This window comes from Bradyrhizobium sp. 604_D8_N2_3, assembly GCF_051810765.1.
Taxonomy (GTDB): domain Bacteria; phylum Pseudomonadota; class Alphaproteobacteria; order Rhizobiales; family Xanthobacteraceae; genus Bradyrhizobium; species Bradyrhizobium barranii.
This window is the reverse complement of record NZ_JBPWPM010000001.1, coordinates 5491738-5513705: the sequence shown is the minus strand read 5'-3', so window position 1 is coordinate 5513705 and position 21968 is coordinate 5491738. Positions and strand designations below refer to the sequence as shown.

The 21968-nt window shown below is 64.8% G+C and carries 21 protein-coding genes and 1 pseudogene; 7 read left to right on the top strand and 15 right to left on the bottom strand.

Annotated elements, in window-relative coordinates; genetic code table 11:
• Positions 1-52: 52 nt before the first annotated feature.
• The 3 genes from rpmG to AB7245_RS26225 all read right to left on the bottom strand — a co-directional run bounded on the left by rpmG (position 53) and on the right by AB7245_RS26225 (position 3215).
• Positions 53-220 carry a 50S ribosomal protein L33 gene (gene rpmG, locus AB7245_RS26235; RefSeq protein WP_007603295.1) on the bottom strand — a complete coding sequence of 56 codons (168 nt, stop codon included), beginning with the start codon at positions 218-220 and terminating at the stop codon, positions 53-55.
• A 124-nt stretch (positions 221-344) separates the two neighbouring features.
• Positions 345-1670: an LLM class flavin-dependent oxidoreductase gene (locus tag AB7245_RS26230; RefSeq protein ID WP_085398835.1), complete on the bottom strand. Its 1326-nt coding sequence runs from the start codon at positions 1668-1670 to the stop codon at positions 345-347.
• Between the two features lie 207 nt (positions 1671-1877).
• Positions 1878-3215: an amidohydrolase gene (locus AB7245_RS26225; RefSeq protein ID WP_085398834.1), complete on the bottom strand. Its 1338-nt coding sequence runs from the start codon at positions 3213-3215 to the stop codon at positions 1878-1880.
• A 161-nt stretch (positions 3216-3376) separates the two neighbouring features.
• On the opposite strand from AB7245_RS26225, the gene AB7245_RS26220 reads away from it, so the two are divergent.
• Both AB7245_RS26220 and AB7245_RS26215 read left to right on the top strand, forming a co-directional pair.
• On the top strand, positions 3377-3919 hold the full coding sequence (locus AB7245_RS26220; RefSeq protein WP_063982801.1) for a hypothetical protein: 543 nt from the start codon (positions 3377-3379) through the stop codon (positions 3917-3919).
• Positions 3920-3995: 76 nt separating this feature from the next.
• Complete coding sequence (locus AB7245_RS26215; RefSeq protein WP_354116174.1) at positions 3996-5354, top strand: metallophosphoesterase family protein; 1359 nt, start codon at positions 3996-3998, stop codon at positions 5352-5354.
• A gap of 27 nt (positions 5355-5381) precedes the next feature.
• On the opposite strand, the gene AB7245_RS26210 is transcribed toward AB7245_RS26215, so the two are convergent.
• From AB7245_RS26210 to topA, 4 genes are read right to left on the bottom strand one after another with little or no spacing between them, the layout of a single operon-like run.
• Complete coding sequence (locus AB7245_RS26210) at positions 5382-6131, bottom strand: NUDIX hydrolase (protein ID WP_085398832.1); 750 nt, start codon at positions 6129-6131, stop codon at positions 5382-5384.
• A gap of 32 nt (positions 6132-6163) precedes the next feature.
• Positions 6164-6604, bottom strand: coding sequence for a DUF983 domain-containing protein (locus AB7245_RS26205; RefSeq protein ID WP_063982804.1), 441 nt, complete (start codon positions 6602-6604; stop codon positions 6164-6166).
• A complete protein-coding gene (gene rnr / locus AB7245_RS26200) occupies positions 6598-8943 on the bottom strand; it encodes a ribonuclease R (RefSeq protein WP_354116173.1) in 2346 nt (781 codons plus the stop codon). Before rnr ends, AB7245_RS26205 begins: the two co-directional genes overlap by 7 nt.
• A 19-nt stretch (positions 8944-8962) precedes the next feature.
• Entirely contained in the window at positions 8963-11710 is a 2748-nt protein-coding gene (gene topA, locus AB7245_RS26195) for a type I DNA topoisomerase (protein ID WP_085398830.1), read from the bottom strand.
• A gap of 226 nt (positions 11711-11936) precedes the next feature.
• Here topA and AB7245_RS26190 point away from each other — a divergent pair, with 226 nt between their 5' ends.
• Complete coding sequence (locus AB7245_RS26190; protein WP_071913093.1) at positions 11937-12176, top strand: hypothetical protein; 240 nt, start codon at positions 11937-11939, stop codon at positions 12174-12176.
• A gap of 262 nt (positions 12177-12438) precedes the next feature.
• On the opposite strand, the gene AB7245_RS26185 is transcribed toward AB7245_RS26190, so the two are convergent.
• Entirely contained in the window at positions 12439-12906 is a 468-nt protein-coding gene (locus AB7245_RS26185; protein ID WP_085398829.1) for a winged helix-turn-helix transcriptional regulator, read from the bottom strand.
• 121 nt (positions 12907-13027) lie between these two features.
• Between AB7245_RS26185 and AB7245_RS26180 the strand changes: the two genes are divergently transcribed.
• Together AB7245_RS26180 and AB7245_RS26175 are read left to right on the top strand one after the other, a co-directional pair.
• Entirely contained in the window at positions 13028-13801 is a 774-nt protein-coding gene (locus tag AB7245_RS26180; protein ID WP_085398840.1) for an SDR family oxidoreductase, read from the top strand.
• 174 nt (positions 13802-13975) lie between these two features.
• Positions 13976-14158, top strand: a complete 183-nt coding sequence (locus AB7245_RS26175; RefSeq protein WP_085398828.1) for a hypothetical protein — start codon at positions 13976-13978, stop codon at positions 14156-14158.
• A 58-nt stretch (positions 14159-14216) separates the two neighbouring features.
• Here AB7245_RS26175 and AB7245_RS26170 read toward each other — a convergent pair whose 3' ends face one another.
• Positions 14217-14825, bottom strand: a complete 609-nt coding sequence (locus tag AB7245_RS26170; RefSeq protein WP_014494708.1) for an FMN-dependent NADH-azoreductase — start codon at positions 14823-14825, stop codon at positions 14217-14219.
• Positions 14826-14909: 84 nt separating this feature from the next.
• Between AB7245_RS26170 and AB7245_RS26165 the strand changes: the two genes are divergently transcribed.
• The gene (locus AB7245_RS26165) at positions 14910-15320 is read left to right on the top strand and encodes a winged helix-turn-helix transcriptional regulator (protein WP_028152772.1); all 411 of its coding nucleotides are present in this window, start codon (positions 14910-14912) and stop codon (positions 15318-15320) included.
• Here AB7245_RS26165 and dprA read toward each other — a convergent pair.
• The 4 genes and pseudogenes from dprA to AB7245_RS26145 all read right to left on the bottom strand — a co-directional run bounded on the left by dprA (position 15317) and on the right by AB7245_RS26145 (position 18396).
• On the bottom strand, positions 15317-16459 hold the full coding sequence (gene dprA, locus AB7245_RS26160) for a DNA-processing protein DprA (RefSeq protein WP_354116171.1): 1143 nt from the start codon (positions 16457-16459) through the stop codon (positions 15317-15319). The two genes, AB7245_RS26165 and dprA, sit on opposite strands and share 4 nt — an antisense overlap.
• A 109-nt stretch (positions 16460-16568) precedes the next feature.
• Complete coding sequence (locus AB7245_RS26155) at positions 16569-17540, bottom strand: ABC transporter substrate-binding protein (RefSeq protein WP_085398826.1); 972 nt, start codon at positions 17538-17540, stop codon at positions 16569-16571.
• A 210-nt stretch (positions 17541-17750) separates the two neighbouring features.
• A pseudogene (locus tag AB7245_RS26150) lies at positions 17751-17864 on the bottom strand (DNA-processing protein DprA); the annotation flags it as partial.
• A gap of 106 nt (positions 17865-17970) precedes the next feature.
• Positions 17971-18396 carry a DoxX family protein gene (locus AB7245_RS26145; RefSeq protein ID WP_063982811.1) on the bottom strand — a complete coding sequence of 142 codons (426 nt, stop codon included), beginning with the start codon at positions 18394-18396 and terminating at the stop codon, positions 17971-17973.
• Positions 18397-18708: 312 nt separating this feature from the next.
• Here AB7245_RS26145 and AB7245_RS26140 point away from each other — a divergent pair, with 312 nt between their 5' ends.
• Positions 18709-19953, top strand: coding sequence for an amidase (locus AB7245_RS26140; RefSeq protein ID WP_085398825.1), 1245 nt, complete (start codon positions 18709-18711; stop codon positions 19951-19953).
• Here the strand turns inward: AB7245_RS26140 and AB7245_RS26135 are convergent.
• Positions 19945-21147, bottom strand: a complete 1203-nt coding sequence (locus AB7245_RS26135; RefSeq protein ID WP_439035069.1) for a patatin-like phospholipase family protein — start codon at positions 21145-21147, stop codon at positions 19945-19947. The genes AB7245_RS26140 and AB7245_RS26135 overlap by 9 nt on opposite strands.
• Before the next feature lie 212 nt (positions 21148-21359).
• Positions 21360-21956, bottom strand: a complete 597-nt coding sequence (plsY, locus tag AB7245_RS26130) for a glycerol-3-phosphate 1-O-acyltransferase PlsY (protein ID WP_039156855.1) — start codon at positions 21954-21956, stop codon at positions 21360-21362.
• Between the last annotated feature and the right edge of the window lie 12 nt (positions 21957-21968).

Sequence of the window (21968 nt, the reverse complement as noted above, 5' to 3'; positions counted from 1 at the left end):
GTGAGGCCCCGTCAAAAGTCCGTAGCTTATTCCGCGATCTTACTTGATCTTCTTACTTGATCTTGGCTTCGCGAAATTCGACGTGCTTGCGCGCGACGGGATCGTACTTCTTCTTGACCAGCTTGTCGGTCATGGTGCGCGAATTCTTCTTGGCGACGTAGTAGAAGCCGGTGTCAGCCGAGGACACGAGCTTGACCTTGATGGTGACCGCTTTGGCCATGTTCAGAACCTCAGGAATGAAGGGAATCTGGAGCCGGCCAAACGGCCCGCATTGGCCGGCAACCTAGCCAGAAACCGCCTGATGTCAAGGTTTCACACCCGGAAAACCACCCAAAACGGTCCCATTACGCCTCGAAGAACCGGTTTTTCGGCCGCGGCAGGCCCAGATTCTCCCTCAAAGTGGCCCCTTCATACTCTTTGCGGAAAATCCCGCGCCGCTGCAGCTCCGGCACCACCTTGTCGACGAAATCGTCGAGGCCGGCCGGCAGGAACGGGAACATGATGTTGAAGCCGTCGGAGCCGCGCCCGACCAGCCATTCCTCCATCTGGTCGGCGATGGTCTTGGCCGTGCCGACGAAGGACAACCCGCCATAGCCGCCGACGCGCTGGGCGAGCTGGCGCACTGTGAGCTTGTCGCGCCTGGCGAGGTCGACCATGCGCTGGCGGCCGCTCTTGCTGGCGTTGGTCTCCGGAATCTCCGGCAGTTGTCCGTCCGGATCGAAGCCCGAGGCGTCCGTGCCGAGGATGACCGAGAGCGAGGCGATGGCGCTGTCGTAATGCACGCGGCTGTCGAGCAGCGCGCGCTTCTCCTTGGCCTCATCGACGCTGTCGCCGACCACGACGAAGGCGCCGGGAAGAATCTTGAGATGTTCGGGATCGCGGCCGATCTTCTCCATGCGGCCCTTGATGTCGGCATAGAGTTTTTGGCCGTCGGCGAGGGGGCCGCCGCCGGTGAACACGGCTTCCGCCGTCTCCGCCGCAAGCTGCCTGCCGTCCTCCGATGCGCCGGCCTGCACGATCACCGGCCAGCCCTGCACCGGCCGCGCGATGTTGAGGGGGCCGCGCACCTTCAGATATTTGCCGTTGTGGTCGAGCACGTGCATCTTCGCGGGATCGACGAACACGCCGCTTTCGACGTCGCGCACGAAGGCGTCGTCGGCGAAGGAATCCCAGAGGCCCGTGACCACGTCGTAGAACTCGCGGGCGCGCTTGTAGCGCTCGGCATGCTCCATGTGGTCGTCGAGGCCGAAATTCAGCGCCGCGTCCGGATTCGAGGTGGTGACGATGTTCCAGCCCGCGCGCCCGCCGCTGAGATGGTCGAGCGAGGCGAAGCGGCGCGCCACGTGGTAGGGCTCGTCAAACGTCGTCGAGCCCGTCGCGATCAGGCCGATGCGCTCGGTGACGGCGGACAGCGCCGACAGCAGCGTGAACGGCTCGAACGAGGTCACGGTGTGGCTGCGCTTGAGCGCGTTGACCGGCATGTTCAGCACGGCGAGGTGATCGGCCATGAAGAAGGCGTCGAACCTGCCGGCCTCGAGCTTCCGGATCAGCGTCTTGATATGGCTGAAGTTGAAATTGGCGTCCGGCCAGGCCCCCGGATAGCGCCAGGCGCCGGTGTGGATGCTGATCGGGCGCATGAACGCGCCAAGCTTGAGTTGCCGTTGTGCCATCGCCCCGTATCCGTTCTGGGTGTCGTTGGGGAAGACATAGGGACGCGTGGGGACTCCGCCATTGGGGGAGGCGGGAAGATTTTTTCGTTTTTTGATCGACTCTCAGCACGTTCGCGTCATTCCGGGGCGCCGCGCGGAGCGGTGAGCACAGATGCGCAATTGCGCATCTGAGAAGCCCATCAAGCCGCAGACACTGATGCGAGGAAGCTACTGCCCCCGCGCCCTTTGATCGAAGGCGCTCAGCACGGCGAGCGTCATCGCGGTGACGCCGGTCCGGATGGTCGGTTTCGGCACCGGGGCGAATTGCGGCGAGTGGTTGCCGGGAAGCGGCGGGCCGCTGCCGTTACGCGCGGCCGCGACGCGGTCGGGCTCATAGACGCCGATGTTGAAGAACATCGAAGGCACGCCGGCGTTGACATATTCTGAATAGTCCTCGCTGGTCGTGTTTGCCGGGCTGACGTTGAACTTGTCGCCGAAGGCCACTTTCAGCACCCGCTCGGCCTGGCCGACGACAGCGGCATCGTTCATCACCGCCTTGGTCCCCTCGTCGAGATGGATTTCGGGTGCCGGCGCATCCGCCATCGCCGCCACCGCCTTCGCCGTCCGCTCGATCCCAGCCAGCATCCTGGTGCGCACCTGCGGCTTGAAGCTGCGGATCGTGCCGATCACCCTGGCCTCGTCGGGAATGATGTTGCCGGCGGTGCCGGCGTGGATCGCGCCGATGGTGACAAGGCCGAATTCGGTCGGGTCCTTTTCGCGGCTGATCACGCTCTGCACGTCGACGACGAAGCGGGATGCCATCATCACGGGATCGATGGTCGCCTGCGGTATCGCACCATGGCCGCCGCGGCCAACGAATCTGATGAAGAGACCGTCAACATTCGACGATCCGACCCCGACCCTATAGGTCACGGAGCCGTAGGCTCCACTGCCGTCGTGCAGGGCAAAACCCGCGTCGGGCTTCGGAAAGCGGGTGAACAGGCCATCGTCGATCATCGCCTTTGCGCCCGTGACCTCTTCCTCGGCGGGCTGCGCGATGAACATCAACGTACCGTGCCACTGGTCCTTTATGCCGACCAGGGTCTTCGCTGTGCCGACCCAGCTCGCCATGTGGATGTCATGGCCGCAGCTATGGGCGACGAATGTCTCGCGGCCCTGCCAGATCTGCTTGTCGCGGCTGGCATAGGGCAGGCCGGTCTTCTCCTCCATCGGCAGCGCGTCGAGCTCGGTGCGAACCATGATGGTGGGACCGTCGCCGTTCCTGTAGATGGCAACAAGGCCGGTCTTTCCGACGTGCTCGGTGACCTCAAAGCCAATCGCACGCATCTCGGCGGCGAGTTTCGCCGCGGTCTTCACTTCCTGGTAGGCAACCTCGGGATGGGCGTGGATGTCCTTGTAGAGCGCGTCGAGCTTCGGGTATTCGCTCTCGAAGGAGGTCTCGATCGTTTGCTTCAATCTGGCGACGTCGAGCTCCGCATGGGCGGGCGGGGAGAGCAGGCCGCACAACGCCACGGAAGCGAGCAGAGGCCTTACGAACCGCGTCATCCGATTCTCCAGTCGTTTAAGCGCCCATTCCCTCACCTAGCACATCTCGCCGCATCTTGCCGCGATAGAAATGGAAGAACGGCACCGGCGCATCGGGGCGTCTCTTCGAACCAATCCGCCTCTCGCTTCGACCAAGCCATGACCTCGTGAGGAGACCCGACATGGCAGGCGCAATGACCGTGGACGGCGGCACCGTCCGCATCGACCGGCCCATGCCCTGGGTCGGCCGCCTGCTGTCGCTGCCGCTGCTGGCCGCGAGCGGTTATCTCTTGTGGAACGTCGGCCTCGGCCTGCGCCAGGATTTTTCCGGCTTCGGCCGGCTCGCCGATGATCTCGTGCCGGTGCTGGTGTTCACGGGGTTGGGACTGCTCGTCGGCATCCCCGGAATGATCCTGCTGACGTACCGCACTTTCGTCGTGCTCAACGAGACGCTGCGCCAGATCGTCATCACCAGGCAGTTCGGCCCGCTCAATATCCGCAGCCAGCGCGATCTCGCCGACTATCACTTCGTCAGCATCACCGACGACTACGATGCGGATCTGACGACCTACGACGTCAATCTCTGCGGCAACAGAGGCACCGAGCCGATCACGCTTCAGAGCTTCACCAGGCGCGAGGAGGCGGACAAGCTCGCAAGCGAGATCGGCCGCGTCCTGAAATTGCCCGCGCGCGACTATGTCGGCACCGAGCCTGATGATTCCTGATTAGGTCCAGCCACGGCCTGTTGCTACCCGTTGCGGAAATTGCCATCCTCGCGGCCTCACACCGCAATGGAAGGCCATGACCTCAGCGAATAACTCCATTCCCGCGCTTCGACCGCGCGGCAAGGGCCACCAATTCCTGTTGTATGGCGACTCCTGTTCGGGCGTGCCGGGTGCATTGCACGAAAAGACCTTCGCCTCGGTCAATACGGTCGTTCAACGCCTGAGGCCGCAGCCTGAATTCGTTCTCTTCCCGGGCGACGAAATCATCGGACTGACGCCGGATCCGGACGCGCTGCGCGCGCAGTGGCGCTATTGGCTGGATACGGAAATGGCATGGCTCGACCGTGCGGCCATTCCGATGTGGCACACAACCGGCAATCACACGACCTATGATTTGATGAGCGAGGCGGTGTTTCGTGCAGTGCTCGAGCTGCCGAAAAATGGGCCGCCGGGACAGGCGGGCCTCTCCTACTTCGTGCGACGCGGCGACCTCCTGATGGTGTTCGTCAACACGCTCTGGAGCGGCCTGGGAGGTGAGGGCCATGTCGAGCTCGGGTGGCTCGAAACAACTCTCAGCGCGCATGGCGATGCCCGACACAAGCTCGTCCTTGGCCATCATCCGGTGTTTCCGATCAACGGCTTTACGGGGACGTATCAGCGCGAGATCGGCCACGAATATGCTCGCCCGTTCTGGGACATCCTGGTGAACGAAAACGTGCTTGCCTATCTGTGCAGCCACATCCTCGCCTTCGATGTGCAGGCGCATCGCGGTGTCCTGCAGATTTGCACCGCGGGCGCGGGAACGGCTCACAGGATGCCGGAAGGCGTCGAGTATCTGCATTGCATTCAGGCCGCGCTTGACGAGGAAGGCCTGCGTTATCAGGTGCTCGATACCGACGGCGTTGTCAGGGAGAGAATGGAATGGCCGCTGCGCGATCCTGATCCCGCCCTGTGGAGGGAGCTGCCGCTCGGGGAAACCGAAGCGCCGTTCAGCGGATGCGTGGAGAGCGGGCGGCGGATCGAGCTGAGACTGGTGGGGCAAAGCGCTGCGACCGATGTCGCAGCGGCCCAGACGATTTTCACGGCTTTCGCGCCGGGTTCGATCGCGCCGTTCTGGCTTGGGCTTCGGGGACCGAGGCAAACCCTGACAGCCATCGTTGCTCGTGAGCCGGGGCGAAGCCCAACCTATTGGTTTGGACCTGATCTTCCGGCGGGCGAGGGTTTCGATATTCACGTCGCGATCTACCCGGACATGGGCCCGGGCGGTCTCTTGTATCGTCGTCACGATTCCACGCGCTGGTCGTCTTTCACCTCTGCGACGGCGCGAGGGTTGGAGCAGCTTGTGTGGCCGCAGCGCTGGGCGATCGGCCACGGACAAGGTGGCAGCGAAGACCGCGCCTTCAGAGGTGCCGCGCTGAGTTTGCTGATCGCGTGAACGAGCCTGGAGAGTTCGGCGGCTGGATCAGCACAAGATATCCTTCTGCATCTTGCCGCCGTAGAAATGGAAGAACGGCACCGGCGCATCGTGGCGGAGCGGGCCGGTGGCAAGGCGCGTGTCGAGCTCGTTGAGCACGTTGCGTGTCATCGGATGCAGATCGGCGAGCGGCTTTGAGCCGAGTTCGACCCAGACCAGCTCGACCAGTTCGGCATCCGCATGGATCACCCCCTCGACGCGGTGGGTGATCGCGGAAGCGTCCGCGGTGAAGAAGCGGGTGTCGAACCGCTTGACGCGGCCGGGCGGGGTGATCGCACGCGCGATCAGGAACAGGCTGGAGGGGTCGGGCAGCAGGCCCGCATCCGCGAACGGCTTCCAGGCGCCCTCGAGTTTTGCTTTCCCCTCGGTCTTGCGTCCGAGGCAGAGGCCGGTCTCTTCGCAGGCCTCGCGGATTGCGGCAATCGCCAGCGACTTGGCGCGCGAGGCCGGAGTCTTCGGGCTGCCCTTGGCGAGATTGGCTTCCAGCTCGGTGGTGATGGGTGCTGCACACGGCACGCGGTAATCGTCCTTGTCGACGCGGCCGCCGGGGAAGACGAACTTTCCGGGCATGAACACCACCTTGTCGTGGCGCTTGCCGACCAGGACTTTTGGAACGCTGCCGCTGCGATCGACCAGGATCAGCGTCGCCGCATCGCGGGGGCGGAAATAGGGATGGTGGTCGGCTTCCTTGCCCTCGTGGATCTTGGCCTTCTCGGCTCCCTGCGACGTATCCGTCATGTCCTCACCCAAACCGCTTTTTGATTATTTGCTTAGACCGGCGGAATACCATCCGGAGGGTTGTCGTCAAAGCCGTGCATGCGCAGAGCCCATTGCAAGCCGACCACAGCTCCCTTGACCGGCTGGAGCAGCGCGAGCGAGGCGACGAAGGTGAAGGGCAGATAGGCCGCGAAGCTGAGCCAGACCGGCGTGGTGTAGTTGGTCTCGATCCAGAGGATCGTGGGCACCACGATGTGGCCGACGATGACGATCACGAGATAAGCTGGCAGATCGTCGGCGCGATGCGGCGTGAAATCGAGGCCGCAGACCGAGCAATTGTCCGCGGTTTTGAGAAAGGCGCGGAACAGCTTGCCCTCGCCGCAGCGCGGGCAGCGGCTGCGGAAACCGCGCTTCATGGCCGTCCAGACGTCGCGCTTCTCGACGAGGCCGGTCTCGCGCGTCCAGATCTTTGGGGCCGTGCTCGTCGTCACCATGCCTTGCCCTTCTGCCCCCCGCCTTTTCCTTTGTTCTTGCCCTTGCCGGGCTTCTTCTGTTTCGCCGCCTTATGTTTCTTCGCCGGACTGCGTCCGGGATGCGCCTTGAACGAGGGGCGGCGTTGCGGACCGGATGGCCTGCGGCCGCGCGGCGCGGTCTCGCCGGTCGACGACAGCAGCTCGAAGCGCAGCGCGCCTGCGATGGGAGCTGCTTCTATCAGACGGACGTCAACGACGTCACCCAGCTGATGCATGGTGCCGCTGCGCGTGCCGACGAGCGCGTGCCGGCTCTCGTCATAGTTGAAATATTCCGTGCCAAGGGATCGGATCGGGATCAGGCCGTCGGCACCGGTCTCGGCGAGCTTGACGAACAGGCCGGCGCGGGTGACGCCGGAGACGCGGCCCTGGAAACTCGCGCCGATGCGGTCAGCGAGGTGATGGGCGATCAGCCGGTCGACGGTCTCGCGCTCCGCCTTCATCGCGCGCCGCTCGGTCACCGAGATATGGGCTGCGACCTCGCCAAGGCTTTCCGGAGTCTCGCTGTCGGGTAGGGCGCCCTCGCCGAGGCCGAGCGCGCGAACCAGCGCGCGGTGCACGACGAGGTCGGCATAGCGGCGGATCGGCGAGGTGAAATGCGCGTAGCGGCGCAGGTTCAGGCCGAAATGACCGTAATTCTCGGCGGAATATTCGGCCTGGGCCTGGGCGCGCAGCACGACCTCGCTCACCAGCGGGAAGTGGTCGTGGCCTTCGAGCTGCGCCAGCACGCGGTTGAACAAAGCCGGGCGCAGCGCGCCGCTTTTCGCGAACGGAACGTCCAGCGTCTCCAGAAACTCCGCGAGTGCGTGGACCTTCTCCAGCGTCGGCTCGTCATGCACGCGGTAGATCAGCGGGAGCGACTTCTTCTCCAGCATCTCGGCCGCCGCGACGTTGGCGAGGATCATGAACTCCTCGATCAGCTTGTGCGCATCGAGACGTTCAGGCACGACGACGCGATCGACCGTGCCGTCGCTCTTCAAGAGGATCTTGCGCTCGGGCAGATCGAGATTGAGCGGATCGCGTTCGTCGCGGGCGCGCTTGGCGCAGGCATAGGCGGCATAGAGCGGCCTCAGGATCGGATCGAGCAGGGGGCCGGTGGTGTCGTCGGGCCGACCGTCGATCGCAGCCTGCGCCTGCGCATAGTTCAGTTTCGCCGCCGAGCGCATCAGGATGCGGTGGAAGCTGTGCGAGCGCTTCCGCCCGTCAGGGCCGAGCACCATCCGCACCGCGAGCGCGCCGCGCGGCTCGCCCGGCACCAGCGAGCAGAGATTGTTGGAGATGCGCTCGGGCAGCATCGGCACGACGCGGTCCGGGAAATAGACCGAGTTGCCGCGATCGAGCGCGTCGCGGTCGAGCGCGGTGCCCGGCCGCACGTAGAAGCTCACATCGGCGATGGCGACATCGACGATGAAGCCGCCTCTGTTGTTCGGATCAGGATCGGGCTGCGCATGCACCGCGTCGTCGTGATCCTTCGCATCCGGGGGATCGATGGTGACGAGCGGGACGTCGCGCCAGTCTTCACGTCCCTTCAGATTGGCCGGCTCCGCCGCTTCGGCTTCACGCTCCGCCGCGGGCCGGAATTGCAGGGGGATGTCGTGCGCGTAGATCGCGATCAGGCTGATCGCCTTCTCCGACTTGACCGAGCCGAGCTTCTCCTTGACCCGGCCGGACGCCAGCCCAAAGCTGCGGGTGCGGACGATATCGACACTGACGAGGTCGCCGTCCCGGGCGCCGTGCGTGTCGGCCGCGGCGATGTTCAGCTCGCGGTCGGCGGACTTCTTGTCGACCGGGACCAGCCGTCCGCCGCCTTCGGGCAGCTCGCGGAACACGCCGAGGATGCGGCTCTTCGTCTTGTCGAAGACCTTGATGATGTGGCCGCGATAGGCCGGGCCTTCGTTCTCATCCGAGCGCTCGACGCGCAGCAGCGCGCGATCGCCGATTCCGGCCGCGGTGCCGGGCTTCGGCCGGCGCGGCATGACGATGAGGATTTTTGGCGGTTCACCGCTTTCGACCTCGTCCCATTCGGTGGGGGAGGCGATCAGCTCGCCGTCACTGTCACGGCCGGTGATGTCGGCGACCAGCGTCGACGGGAGCGCGTCCGGCTCGGAAACCTTGTGGCGTTTTTTCTTGATGGTGCCGTCGTCGGCGAGCTCGCGCAGCATGCGCTTGAGCTCGATGCGATCGGCGTTCTTCAGGCCGAACTCGCGCGCAATTTCGCGGGTCCCGACCTTTCCGGGATTTGCCTTGATGAAGGCGACGATGGCGCTCCGGTCGGGAAAGCCATGGTCATTCTTGCGTTTCACTTAACCTCTAATTCTTGATCTAGGTCTTGCCGGCACTCTTCTTGGCCGGAGCCTTGGGGGCGGCGGCCTTGGTCGGCGACGTTTTTGCGGTCGACGACACGGCGGCGCGCGCCTTGCTAGTGGATTCGGATTTTGGTTTGGCCGCCTTCTTCGCGGCCGGTTTCTTCGGCTTCGGCGCGGCGTCATCGCCGTCGGCGGCCTTCGCCGCAGCCTTCTTGGCCTTGGCCGGCTTCGCGGCTTTCTTCGCCTTGGTCTTGCCGCCGCCCTTGGCCGCGCGCTCGTCGATCAGCGCGATCGCCTGCGGCAGCGTGACGGTGTCCTTTTCGAACTCGGCAGGGATCGTCGCGTTGACGCCACCTGCCGTGACATAGGCGCCGTAACGGCCGCTCTTCACGGTGACGGTGCCCAGCGTCGGATGATCGCCGATCGCCTTGCCGGGGTCGGCGCCGAAGCGGCGGCTCGGGCCCTTGGCGACCTTCTCCGCGATCAGCGTCACCGCGCGGTTGAGGCCGATGTCGAAGACCTCGTCGCCGCTCTCCAGGCTGGCGTAGGTCTTCTCGTGCTTCACGAACGGCCCGAAGCGGCCGAGACCTGCCGTGATCGGCTGACCGGTCTCCGGATGCTTGCCGATCTCGCGCGGCAGCGACAACAGCTTCAGCGCAAGCTCGAGCTCGACGTCGCCCGGCGAGGTGCCCTTCGGGATGCCCGCGCGCTTCGGCTTCTCGCCTTCCTCGTAATCCTTGGGCTCGCCGAGCTGGATGTAGGGGCCAAAGCGGCCGGCCTTGACCCAGACATCGCGACCCGTATCGGGATCCTGGCCGAGCGAACGGTCGGCGGTGGTCTCGCTGTCGGCGGCGAGCTGGCGGGTGTAGCGGCATTCCGGATAGTTCGAGCAGCCGACGAAGGCGCCGAACTTGCCGGCCTTGAGATTCAGCCGGCCGTTGCCGCAGCTCGGGCACTGCCTGATATCGCCGCCATCGGCGCGGGGCGGATAGATGTGCTGGCCCAGCATGTCGTCGAGCACGTCGAGCACCTGGGCGACGCGCAGATCCTTGATCTCGTCGACGGCGCCGATGAAGCCGGTCCAGAAGTCCTTCAGCACCTGCTGCCAGGAAATCTCGTTGTTGGAGATGCGGTCGAGCTGCTCCTCCAGATTGGCGGTGAAGTCATATTCGACGTAGCGGCTGAAGAAGCTTTCGAGGAAGGCGACCACAACGCGGCCCTTGTCCTCGCCGTGCAGGCGCTTCTTCTCCAGCTTCACGTAGCCGCGGTCCTTCAGGACCTGGAGGATCGAGGCATAGGTCGAGGGACGGCCGATGCCGAGCTCTTCCATGCGCTTGACCAGTGAGGCCTCCGAGAAGCGCGGCGGCGGCTCGGTGAAGTGCTGGGTGACGGCGAGCGACTGCCGCTTGAGCGCGTCGTTCGGGCTCATCGCGGGCAGGCGGCGGGAGTCCTCGTCTTCCTCGTCGTCGCGGCCTTCCTGGTAGAGCGCGAGGAAGCCGTCGAACTTGACGACCTGACCCGTCGCCCGCAGCTCCAGCGTGCGGCCGCCGGCCTTTGCGGTGATGTCGACAGTGGTGCGCTCCAGCTCGGCCGATTCCATCTGGCTCGCGATGGTGCGCTTCCAGATCAGCTCGTAGAGTCGCGCCTGGTCGGCATCGAGTTTGCGGCTCATGCTGTCGGGGCGGCGCGACATGTCGGTCGGGCGGATCGCTTCGTGCGCTTCCTGGGCGTTCTTGGCCTTGGCCTGATATTGGCGCGGGGCCTCCGGCACGTAGGCGTTGCCGTAATCCTCGCCGATCACCTTGCGCGCCTGGGTGATCGCGGACGGATCGATCTGCACGCCGTCGGTACGCATATAAGTAATGAGTCCGGTGGTCTCGCCGCCGATGTCGATGCCCTCATAAAGGCGCTGCGCGATGCGCATCGTGTGCGCCGGCGCAAAGCCGTATTTGCGACTGGCTTCCTGCTGCAGCGTCGAGGTGGTGAAGGGCGCCTGCGGATTGCGCCGGGCCGGCTTGGCATCGACCGCGGTCACGGCATAGGCGGCCGCTTCCAGCGCCCTCTTGAAGTCTTCGGCTTCCGCACCGGTGCCGATGTCGAGACGCTGGATCTTCTTGCCGTCGGCGCCGACGAGCCGCGCCTCGAATGCGTCGCCGCGGGGCGTCAGCAGGGTCGCGATCAACGACCAATACTCGCGCGCGACGAACTTCTCGATCTCCAGTTCGCGGTCGCAGACCAGCCGCAGCGCCACCGACTGCACGCGGCCCGCCGAACGGGCGCCCGGCAGCTTGCGCCACAGCACGGGGGAGAGGGTGAAGCCGACCAGATAGTCCAGCGCGCGGCGCGCCATGTAGGCATCGACCAACGCGCCGTCGATCTGGCGCGGATTCTTCATCGCATCCGTGACGGCCTGCTTGGTGATGGCGTTGAACACCACGCGCTCGATCTTCTGATCCTTCAGCGCGCGCTTTTCCTTCAATACCTCCAGAACGTGCCAGGAGATGGCCTCGCCCTCGCGATCAGGGTCGGTCGCCAGAATCAAGCGGTCGGCGTTCTTCAGGGACTTGGCGATATCGTTGAGCCGGCCGGCCGCCTTGGGGTCGACCTCCCAGATCATCTTGAAATTTGCGTCCGGATCGACGGAACCGTTCTTCGCCGGGAGGTCGCGGACATGGCCGAACGAGGCCAGAACCTCGTAGGACGAGCCCAGATACTTGTTGATCGTCTTGGCTTTCGCCGGCGACTCCACAATGACGATATTCATGTAGTTCCAGTAGCTTACGGGGAAATTACGAGCCGCGTTCGATGAGATTCGGATCGGCCGTTTCGACCCGAACATGGGTGGTGAGGCCCTCGCTGTCAAATCGAGGGGTGTTGAAAGCACCCCAAATGGGAAAAGTTTCATATCGAGAAAGTTGCAAAATACCACCTTGGAGTTGCGGTCAATGTCGGCGTAGAGTCGCCCGGGGCATGGATTCGGGTGGGGTCTGGTGACTAAGCCAGGAAAGAAACGGGCGCGCGCCGCGTCAGGCGTGGCGGGAGGCTCGCGCGGTGAGGAACCAGGGGAGGGCGGCGTCGATGAGGCCGTCGCCTTCATCGCCGAGCAGGTCGGGGCTTTGCGCAAGCTCGCCGAGCGCCACAAGCTCGATGTGCTGCATTATCTCCTGGGCATGACCAAGCTGGAGGCCGACGAGCACCTGCGGCTGCGGAGCAAGCGCAAGCTGTCGTAGCGGCGCTCACCATCCAATCCGTCATCCTGCGGTGCTCGCGTAGCGAGCCTCGAAGGATGAGCGGCCGAGATGCCGCAGCCGGGCCGTCGCCCTTCGAGGCCGCTGAAGAAGCGGCCACCTCAGGGTGACGGCGATATATGGAGGCGCGCCGCATCAACGTCGTCATTGCGAGCGCAGCGAAGCAATCCAGAATCCCTCCGCGGTGAAACTCTGGATTGCCTCGCTGCGCTCGCAATGACGGTGTGGTGGCAGCGTGCCGCGATCAGGCTGACCGCCGTCGCGGCGCCGGCCGCGGCTTCACCATCGTGTCCGCGGGACTGAGCAGCCGCCCGTCCTCGGCGCGCATTTCGAGCTTCTTCACCGGTCGGCCTTTCTCGCGATCGAGCAGAATCGTTGCGATCTGCTCGGGGTGATCGTCGAACTCCTCGCTCCATTGCCGCAGCGCTACCAGGATCGGGAAGGTGCCGCGCCCTTTCGGCGTCAGCACATACTCTTGATAGGCGCTGCCGTCAGAGGCGGGGGCGGTTGCGAGAATGCCGTGGTCGACCAGCGCGCGCAGGCGCACCGCCAGAATGTTCTTGGCCATGCCGAGCTTGCTCTGAAACTCGCCGAAGCGGCGCAGGCCGAACAGCGCCTCGCGAATGATCAGCAGCGACCACCAGTCGCCGATCGCTTCCAGCGACCGCGCGATCGGGCAGGAATCGCCCTCGAAGCTCGTTCGTCTCACCATCGTCCTGGTCCTGTCGCGTTCGCCCGATTTCGGCGTCGATCACGCGCTTGTGTGGTTGCATCATAAAACCATATGCCCTAGACGGCAACATAGTTTTATAATGCAACCACTGGAGACGATCGTGAGACTGAAGAACAAGACGGCATTGATTACGGGCGGCAACAGCGGCATTGGCCTGGCGACGGCAAAGCTGTTCGTGGCCGAGGGTGCGAAGGTGATCATCACCGGGCGCAACAAGGAGACGCTGGAGGCCGCGGCGAAGGAGCTTGGCCCGAACGGGTTCGCGGTCGCAGCCGACGCCACCGACATTGCCGCGACCGATGCGGCGATCAAGCAAGGCGCCGAAAAATTCGGCAAGCTCGACATCGTGTTTGCCAATGCCGGCATTCCCGGCGGCACGCCGCTCGGTTCGGCGACACTGGAGGTTTTCGAGAAGGTCATCCGCACCAACCTCACCGGCGTGTTCTTCACGGTGCAGTCGGCGCTGCCTTATCTCAACGACAATGCCTCGATCATCCTCAACGGCTCGGTGATCTCCGTGCTCGGCATTCCCGGCTATTCGGCCTATGGCGCCGCCAAGGCCGGCGTGCGCGCGATGGCGCGGATCATGGCGTCGGAACTGTCGCCGCGCGGGATTCGCGTCAACGTCGTCGCGCCCGGCGCGACCCGCACGCCGATCTGGGGCGCCGCGATCGCAACGCCTGAAGCGGAGAAGGCGTTCGAGAAGCGCCTTGGGCTATCCACGCCGCTCGGACGCATTGCTGAACCGGATCACATCTCGAAGACGGTGCTGTTCCTCGCCTCCGACGATGCCGGGCACATCCAGGGCCAGGAGATCTTCGTCGATGGTGGCGCGGTTGCCTCTCCCGCGGGCGCACCGATCTATCGCGGCTGATCAACGTTTGCGAAAATTGAATCGGTCGGCGCGACGACATCGGTTGCGCCGGCCTGTTCCTACACCTCGGTGGCTGTATTCCTCTGAACCTTCCGTGAGGCGTTGAACCTTCGCTTGCGCTGCCAAGACCCTTTTGCGGGCAGGGTCATAAGACTCACTTTCAGGGAGCCCGCGATGTCAAAAGCAGCTCGTATTTCTTCGTCGATTTCAGAACCACGTATTTACACCGAACATTCCGCCATTCCAGCCAAGCACTCCGATAGGTCCGAGTTCATCGGGGTGGCACTTTTCTCAGGCATCGGGCTTTTCATTTCGCTCGTCGCCGTCATTCTTGGCGTTCAGGGCGCCTGGTTTTAGCGCTGTGGAATTCTCAGCCGCCGCCGGGCTCCGGCAGCGGCTGGTGTCGGCGTAAGTCTTACGCCGCCTGCAGGCTGGTGGCAGCCTGAAGCGCTCCGGCCAGCGCTTTCTCACGATGCTCAGGGCCAACCTGGATGCCGTCGGCGACGATGAATTCGGGGCTTGTGATGCCCATGAACGCGAACACGCCACGCAAATAGGTTTCGAGGTGCTCGAGCGAGGCGGCCGGCGTGCCCGGGCCGTAATAGCCGCCGCGCGAGATCGCCACGATCACGCGCTTGTTGCCGGCAAGGCCCTGCGGGCCGTTCGCGTCGTATTTGAACGTTTTCCCCGCCACCAGGACGCGGTCGATCCAGGCCTTGAGCTGGCTCGGGATCGTAAAATTGTACATGGGCGCGCCGATCACGACGATATCGGCATCGAGGAACTCGTTGAGCACGGCCGCGCTCGCGGCCAGGTCGGGACCGAGTTCCGCCGGCGCCGGCGCGCCTTGCGCGGCCGCAAGGTGCGAGCCGGAGAGGTGGGCGAGCGGAATCTGCGTCAAATCGCGGTAGACGAGGTCGAGCGACGGTGTCGCCTGCCTGAGACGGTCGACGATGGCGGCGGAAACCTGCCGTGAGACGGAGTGGGGGCCGAGCACGCTGGAGTCGATATGGAGGAGTTTCATTGGGGTTCACCTATGGTATAGATTTGTAACCCGCACTACATGAGTGACTGTCAAATTCCCCGCAAGAACGCACTTTTTTGAGCCATGGGCACATCTTTGAGACCTGCACACACCGATTTTCCTGCTCCCCAGATGCCGGATCGCGACCACGCGGACTGCCGCGGGGTCGCCTCGATCCTGGCGCGCGTCGGCGACAAATGGAGCGTGTTCGTCATCATGATGCTGAGCGACGGGCCCAAGCGCTTCAACGAGCTGAAGCGGATGATCAACGGCATCTCGCAGCGGATGCTGACCTTGACCCTGCGCGGGCTGGAGCGCGACGGCCTCGTCACGCGCACGATCTTCCCGACCATTCCGCCGCGCGTGGACTATGAGCTGACCGATCTTGGCCGCGGGCTCCAGCAGCCCGTGATGGCGCTTGGGCTATGGGCGAAGGAGCACCAGGCGCAGATCGCGGCGGCACGGACGCGGTTCGATGAGCGCAACGACACCTAGAGAAGAGAAACGAGACCGCCGCCGTGGCGTTCGAGGCGGCCCGCAAGCTCGAGCTCCAGCAGCACGGTGCGGACGATCGCGGGCGAGGCGCCGGACATCCGCACGAGATCGTCGATCGAGATGGGGGCAGGGCCGAGCAGGCCGGTGATCTGGTCGCGGTCGTGCGATTGCGGATCGCTCTCGAACGGTTCGCTGTCGGGCTCGCTCGCCGGATGCATCAACGGCCGCTCCATGATCGGTGCGACAGCGTTGATGATGTCGGCGGCTTCGGTGACGAGCGTTGCGCCCTGCTTGATCAGATCGTTGGTGCCGGCGGCGCGCGGGTCGAGCGGCGAGCCGGGCACCGCGAATACCTCGCGGCCCTGTTCTGCCGCCATGCGCGCGGTGATCAGCGAGCCCGAGCGATGCGCCGCCTCGACCACGACCACGCCGAGCGCGGCGCCCGAGATCAGCCGGTTGCGGCGGGGGAAGTCGCGGGCGCGCGGCTCGTGGCCGAGCGGCATCTCCGAGATCGCCGCACCCGCGTGATCGAGGATCGAGGCGAGCAGATCGCCATGTTCGGGCGGATAGATGCAATCATGTCCGCCGGCGAGCACGGCGATGGTGCCGCTGTCGACGCTGGCGCGGTGCGCCGTCTGGTCGACGCCGCGGGCAAGCCCCGAGATGACGATGAAGCCAGCTTCGCCGAGCTCACGCGCGAGCTGGCCGGCGAATTTGAGGCCAGCGCCGGAGGCGTTGCGCGAACCGACGATCGCGATCATCGGCCGCATCAGCGTCGTAGTGTCGCCGCGCACGGCGAGCAGCGGCGGCGCATCGTCGAGCGTGGCGAGCCGCGCCGGATAGCCGTCCTCGCCGGGCGCAAGCCAGGCGATGCCGTACTTGCGGCTTGCGGCGAGCTCGGCCTTCGCCTCATCGACACTACAGATGCGCCCGGAACGGGCCGCGCCGCCGCGGCGCGCCAGATCGGGCAGCCGCTCCAGCGCGGCGCGCGCCGTGCCGAAATGATCGACCAGCGAACGGAAGGTGCGCGGCCCGACATTGTCGGAGCGGATCAACCGCAGGCGGTCGATCCGTTCAGTCTCGGTCAGCTCAACGCTCGGATTGATGGCGTCCACGGCGTCTCCTTGTGGGAGCAGCATGGAACAACCTGAGGGCGTGGGCAACAGTGGCGTGTGGTTGTTTCTATCGCCCCAATCATGGGCGGAGGAGGAATGGAGCAACGCGCTGCCTTATTCCTCAAGGCTTTTGCTATTCGATGACCTCGTCCGCGCGCACCTGCAACGACTGCGGTATCTCGAGGCCGAGCGCCTTGGCGGTCTTCAAGTTGATGACCGTCTTAAACTGCGTCGGCTGCTCGATGGGGATGTCGGCCGGGTTCGCGCCCTTCAATATCTTGTCAACGAAAACAGTGGCGCGGCGAAACATGGAGGTGAAGTCTACCCCGTACCCTACCAGTGCGCCCCCCCGGGACGCGACGATGGGTGCGGCAATCGATGGCACGCGGCACTTGTCGACAATCGCCGAGACCAACGCCGAATTGGTGACAAACGCATTGGCGTCCGTGATGACGAGACCGTCCATGGCGGAGGAGCCGACGATTGATAGCGCGTTGTCGAGGTCGCCGGGGACGTCAAGCTCGATCGGTCGCAGCTCAATCTTCATTGCCCGCGCGGCGTTCGTCATGGCACTCATGGTGCCGTTGTTCAGGGGGTTGCCTCGCTGCATGAGCACCCCTGCGCGTGTCATCGAGGGAGCTATGCTCGCAAGAACCTCTAACCGCTTCGCAGCTAGTTCTGTAAGGAAAAAGGTCTGTCCCGTAATGTTGCCACCGGGATGAGCCATGCTGGCTGCAAGGCCCAAGGTCACCAGATCGGGACCCACGATCATCACGGTTGGAATTGTGGTCGTCGCACGGTGCGCGGCAAGAACCCCGGGAAATGTGGCTGTCACGAGAACGTCGACGCCGAGGGCGACCAGTTCAGCAGCCAGCGCCGGAAGCCGGTTATCGTCGCCGTCGGCGTCGCGATATTCAACGTGGACGTTCTCGCCCTCAACCCAACCGAGACCGCGAAGCGCAACGAGGAACGCGTCGACCTCCGAATTTCGCGGTGGGGGGAGGAAAAGGCCGATCCGCGAGACGCGCTTCACTTGCTGAGCGCGTGCGGCCGTTGCCCACGCCAACGCCCCGCCAGCCAAAGTGATGAATCCGCGTCGTTTCATAGCACCGCTAAATCGCTTATCCTCTGGCAGAGAGTAAGCATTTTTCGACATTGGTCCAGCCGCGTCAATGAACAGGTTGGGTCAGAAGGCGCACAGCCTAAGCCGAGACGGCGTGAGCGTCCAACAGTCCGGCAATTCGAATCTCATCGCCTTGATTCTCGGGGCAATTTAGAACTAACGCAAAGGTTGCGGCGTTTCCGCGTTAGTGCCACGCGGCCCGACATTGTCAGAGCGGATCAGCCGCAGGCGGTCGATCCGCTCAGCCTCGGTCAGCTCAACGCTCGGATTGATGGCGTCCACGGCGTCTCCTTGTGGAGGCAGCATGGAACAACCTGAGGGCGTGGGCAACAGTTGCGTGCGCTTGATCGGGCTTCAAAGGCGCTGCAGGAAGACCCGACGTGGTCGACGGGTCTTCCGCAAGGTCGTCGATTCAACGCGCGTGGGCCGCCTGAGCGACAGCGACGCCGCTCCGCGAGACGCGAGCGTCAAGGCTGAGCGCACCGGCACCGAAGGCAAAGATCTGTAGCAGGCCGCCTGCCATCATCACGTTCTTGAGGAAGTGGATCATCTGATTCTGGTCGGCAAAGTTGTTGTGGAACGAGACTGCCGCGGCCAGCGAGAATATGGCGAGCGCCAGCGCGACCGAGCGGGCTTGATAGCCGGCGATCAGCAGGAGACCGCCACCGAGCTCGACGAGAACTGCGATCGCATATGCCAACGGGGGCACCGGCAATCCCGCAGCGGCGATGTAAGCGGTCGTCGCACCATAAGCGGTGAGCTTGCTGAAGCCACTCATTGCAAACGGGAGGCCGATCAGCAGGCGGCCAACGAGGGAAGCATAACGGGTCGTATCCATGGTCATCGCTCCTGTGCTTGGTTGAGGTCCGACGGCGGTGACGCACCAGGCGTTTGTGGTTCGTAAGAGAGTGCGCGCCGCAGGGCCCTGCGTTGTGACCTCACACTGGCTCGATTGAATCGCGATAAAAATAGAAATAATTGAAAGATACTGTTTCCATTTTTGATCTCATCCGCGCGGCGCCCGCGGACGCGGATGCTCTGGTCGAGCCGCTGGTCCCGGTCGACTGCACGCATGGATCGACCGCGTCCACGTGCGCTTGCGCGACCTCGTCCCGATGCTAAAAGCGATGGCAATAAGAAGGGTATTGCCATGATCTCACTCGCCGACCTCCAGCGCCGCATCGAAGCGGGCGAGCTTTCGCCCGATGACGCCATCGCCCAGTCGCACGCGGCGATCGAGGCCAGGGAGAAGGACGTCCACGCCTTCGTCCGTCACGACAAATCCGCGAAGGTGCAAGCCTCCGGCCCGCTGCGCGGCATCGCCGTCGGCATCAAGGACATCATCGACACCGCCAACATGCCGACCGAGATGGGCTCGGAGATCTATCGCGGCTGGCAGCCGCGCTCCGACGCGCCGGTCGTGATGATGCTGAAGCGGGCAGGCGCCACCATCATCGGCAAGACCACCACCACGGCGTTCGCCTCGCGCGATCCGACCCCGACGCTCAATCCGCACAATCTCGGCCATACGCCGGGCGGCTCGTCCTCGGGCTCGGCGGCGGCGGTCGGTGCCGGCATGATCCCGCTGGCGCTGGGCACCCAGACCGGCGGCTCGGTGATCCGTCCCGCGGCCTATTGCGGGGCTGCCGCAATCAAGCCGTCGTTCCGGATGCTGCCGACCATCGGCGTGAAGTGCTACTCATGGGCGCTTGATACTGTCGGCTTGTTCGGATCGCGCGCGGAAGATCTCGCGCGCGGACTGCTGGCGATCACCGGGCGCACTGAATTCGATGGCATCGCCGCGGCCAAGGCGCCGCGCATCGGCGTGGTGAGGCAGGAGTTTGCCGAGGCCGTGGAGCCGGCGGCGGAAGAGGGCTTGCTAGCTGCGATCAAGGCGGCCGAGAAGGCCGGAGCCAGTGTCAAGACCATCGATCTGCCGGAGTCGGTGCAGGAAGCCTGGCGCATCCACCCGATCATCCAGGATTTCGAGGCGCATCGCGCGTTGGCCTGGGAGTTTTCGGAGCATCACGACGAGATCGCGCCGATGCTGCGTGCCAGCCTTGATGACACCGTCGGCTTGACGCCGAAGCAGTATGACGACGCGCGTCGGATCGCCCGCCGTGGCCGCCGCGAGCTCGGCGAACTGTTCGAGGGTTTTGACGTGCTGCTGACCTATTCGGCGCCGGGCACCGCGCCGGCCAAGGAACTCGCCTCGACCGGCTCGCCCCGTTACAACCGGCTCTGGACGCTGATGGGCAATCCTTGCGTCAACGTGCCGGTGATGAAAGTGGGCGGCCTGCCGATCGGCGTGCAGGTGATCGCGCGGTTCGGCAACGATCCGGGCGCGCTTGCGGCGGCATGGTTCCTGGAGGACGCGCTGGCGAAATCAGGCTAGCGCAGGCTCAGCGGCGGGCAGCGCGCGTTCGGCCTCGGCGCCTGAGGCGCCTTGTCCGAGCCAACGCTCGGCGGCCTCGCGGCCACTCCGGTGCAGCGTACGAATGAAGCCGCGGCCGAGATCGGTGGATGAGCGCTGCGCCAGGCCCTCAATGGAGTCTTCGGCCGCGATCCTGGAGAGCCGCAGCGAAGGTGCGGCCGTGGCTCGCGCCCATTCCAGCGCCGCGATCTCGGCGTTGAGGGCGGCGTTGGCCGCGATCTGGTCGAGCCTGCGGTCGATTGCGGCAAGCGTGATCGGCACGTAGCTGTCGCGCGTGGGCGTGACCTGGACGAGCAGCAGGTCGGAGGCTATCGATTCCTGCGCCAGGCGCACCAGCGGCGGATTGCCGCCAATGCCGCCATCCCAATAGGCCTCGCCGTCGATCTCGACGGCGCAGTGAACCAAAGGCGGGCAGGTCGAGGCCAGCGCGACGTCGGCGGTAATGCAATCGTTGCGGAAGATCTGCTGCTGCCCATCGCGGATTCGCGTCGCAGCGATCAGCAGTTTTGGGCAGGCCGCGTCGCGCAAGGCGGCAAAATCGATGTCGCGCGACAGCGCCAGCCGCAGCGGGTCGAGGTCGAACGGATCGAACTGGCCGGAGCGCAGCGTCGGACCGAATGCGACCGAGCTTCCCGCCGGCGAGAATCCGCCGACCAGCATCAAGGAGCGGAACGAGGCCTCGTGCATCAGGCGGGCCCAGAACCGGTTCAACCGCGAATGGGCGCCTTCGCGTCCGCCTTCGGCGAGGCCGGAGGCGAGCAGCAGCGCATTGATGGCGCCGGCACTGGCGCCGCTGATGGTGTCGATCTGGATGGTCGGGTGTTCCAGCAACCGCTCCAGCACGCCCCAGGTGAAGGCCGCAAAAGTGCCGCCGCCCTGAAGGGCTAGCGACAGTCTTTGCGGAGGCCATTGGTCGGAGTGCGGCTGCGCGGGCGCGACCGGCGCGGCAATGGTCACAATCTCGACTCGCGCGGCGGCTTGCGCGACGGGCGCAGGCTGGGTCAGTGGCGGGGGTACGGGAGCAGGCTCGGGCGCGGGCAGTGGCGATGGCGCATCGGACCAGACATTGGTCATCGAGAGCAGCCGGCTTGCTGCGGTGCTGGAAGCACCGTGCGAACCGGACCCGTCATGCGTGCCGACAATCTTCTCGCTCATTCTGAGCAACCGCGTAACGCCATTTCCGCTGTCAGGATGACAGGCGTGGAACTCGTTCGCCACTCCGGCCGCGAGCAGCTTCCGAGTTGCGAACAGGAATTGGCACATAATGCGGAGGCGGTGCGGCGATATCCGTACTTTTTCCGGCCTTGGGATTTTGCTTTGACGCGTTTTCTTGACGCGAACCGGTATCCACTTCGCTCGAAAACGCTCTAGGCCTTCTCGCCGATCCGGCTTTCCTTGCCGGATTGCAGTCGCTTGATGTTCTCGCGATGCGCGTAGAACAAGAGCAGCGTCAGCGCGGCGAACAGCGATGCAAGCGCGAGGTGCCCGAACCACCACAGGAAGATCGGGGTGATGAATGCCGCCACCAGCGCGGACAGCGAGGAGTAGCGGGTGGTGAAGGCGGTGGCGAGCCAAAGCAGGCAGAACACGACTGCGCCGGGCCAGAACAGGCCGAGCAGGATGCCGATATAGACGGCGACACCCTTGCCGCCTTTGAACTTCAGCCAGACCGGGAAGAGATGGCCGAGGAAGGCGCCGAGACCGGCCACCATGGCGGCGTTGGGCCCCGCGATGTAGCCGGCGATCACCACCGCGACCGTGCCCTTGAGCGCGTCAAGCAGCAGGGTGCCCGCGGCAAGGCTCTTGCGGCCCGTGCGCAGCACGTTGGTGGCGCCGATGCTGCCGGAGCCGATCGAGCGAATATCCTGCGTGCCGGCGAGCTTGGTCAGGACAAGCCCGAACGGAATCGAGCCGAGCAGGTAGCCGATGACGAAGGCCACCGGCAGGAAGGCTTCAAGCCCCATGGCCGCATCTCC

What these genes read in the sequence shown, in the direction of transcription:
- AB7245_RS26135 (WP_439035069.1), bottom strand. Translation starts at nt 21,147, where the DNA reads ATGAGCGAGAAGATTGTCGGCACGCATGACGGGTCCGGTTCGCACGGT.
- AB7245_RS26175 (WP_085398828.1), top strand. Translation starts at nt 13,976, where the DNA reads ATGTCAAAAGCAGCTCGTATTTCTTCGTCGATTTCAGAACCACGTATT.
- AB7245_RS26145 (WP_063982811.1), bottom strand. Translation starts at nt 18,396, where the DNA reads ATGGATACGACCCGTTATGCTTCCCTCGTTGGCCGCCTGCTGATCGGC.
- AB7245_RS26230 (WP_085398835.1), bottom strand. Translation starts at nt 1,670, where the DNA reads ATGGCACAACGGCAACTCAAGCTTGGCGCGTTCATGCGCCCGATCAGC.
- AB7245_RS26210 (WP_085398832.1), bottom strand. Translation starts at nt 6,131, where the DNA reads ATGACGGATACGTCGCAGGGAGCCGAGAAGGCCAAGATCCACGAGGGC.
- AB7245_RS26220 (WP_063982801.1), top strand. Translation starts at nt 3,377, where the DNA reads ATGGCAGGCGCAATGACCGTGGACGGCGGCACCGTCCGCATCGACCGG.
- AB7245_RS26170 (WP_014494708.1), bottom strand. Translation starts at nt 14,825, where the DNA reads ATGAAACTCCTCCATATCGACTCCAGCGTGCTCGGCCCCCACTCCGTC.
- AB7245_RS26225 (WP_085398834.1), bottom strand. Translation starts at nt 3,215, where the DNA reads ATGACGCGGTTCGTAAGGCCTCTGCTCGCTTCCGTGGCGTTGTGCGGC.
- AB7245_RS26165 (WP_028152772.1), top strand. Translation starts at nt 14,910, where the DNA reads ATGGGCACATCTTTGAGACCTGCACACACCGATTTTCCTGCTCCCCAG.
- AB7245_RS26185 (WP_085398829.1), bottom strand. Translation starts at nt 12,906, where the DNA reads ATGGTGAGACGAACGAGCTTCGAGGGCGATTCCTGCCCGATCGCGCGG.
- AB7245_RS26215 (WP_354116174.1), top strand. Translation starts at nt 3,996, where the DNA reads ATGACCTCAGCGAATAACTCCATTCCCGCGCTTCGACCGCGCGGCAAG.
- AB7245_RS26155 (WP_085398826.1), bottom strand. Translation starts at nt 17,540, where the DNA reads ATGAAACGACGCGGATTCATCACTTTGGCTGGCGGGGCGTTGGCGTGG.
- rpmG (WP_007603295.1), bottom strand. Translation starts at nt 220, where the DNA reads ATGGCCAAAGCGGTCACCATCAAGGTCAAGCTCGTGTCCTCGGCTGAC.
- plsY (WP_039156855.1), bottom strand. Translation starts at nt 21,956, where the DNA reads ATGGGGCTTGAAGCCTTCCTGCCGGTGGCCTTCGTCATCGGCTACCTG.
- dprA (WP_354116171.1), bottom strand. Translation starts at nt 16,459, where the DNA reads ATGCTGCTCCCACAAGGAGACGCCGTGGACGCCATCAATCCGAGCGTT.
- AB7245_RS26140 (WP_085398825.1), top strand. Translation starts at nt 18,709, where the DNA reads ATGATCTCACTCGCCGACCTCCAGCGCCGCATCGAAGCGGGCGAGCTT.
- AB7245_RS26205 (WP_063982804.1), bottom strand. Translation starts at nt 6,604, where the DNA reads ATGGTGACGACGAGCACGGCCCCAAAGATCTGGACGCGCGAGACCGGC.
- topA (WP_085398830.1), bottom strand. Translation starts at nt 11,710, where the DNA reads ATGAATATCGTCATTGTGGAGTCGCCGGCGAAAGCCAAGACGATCAAC.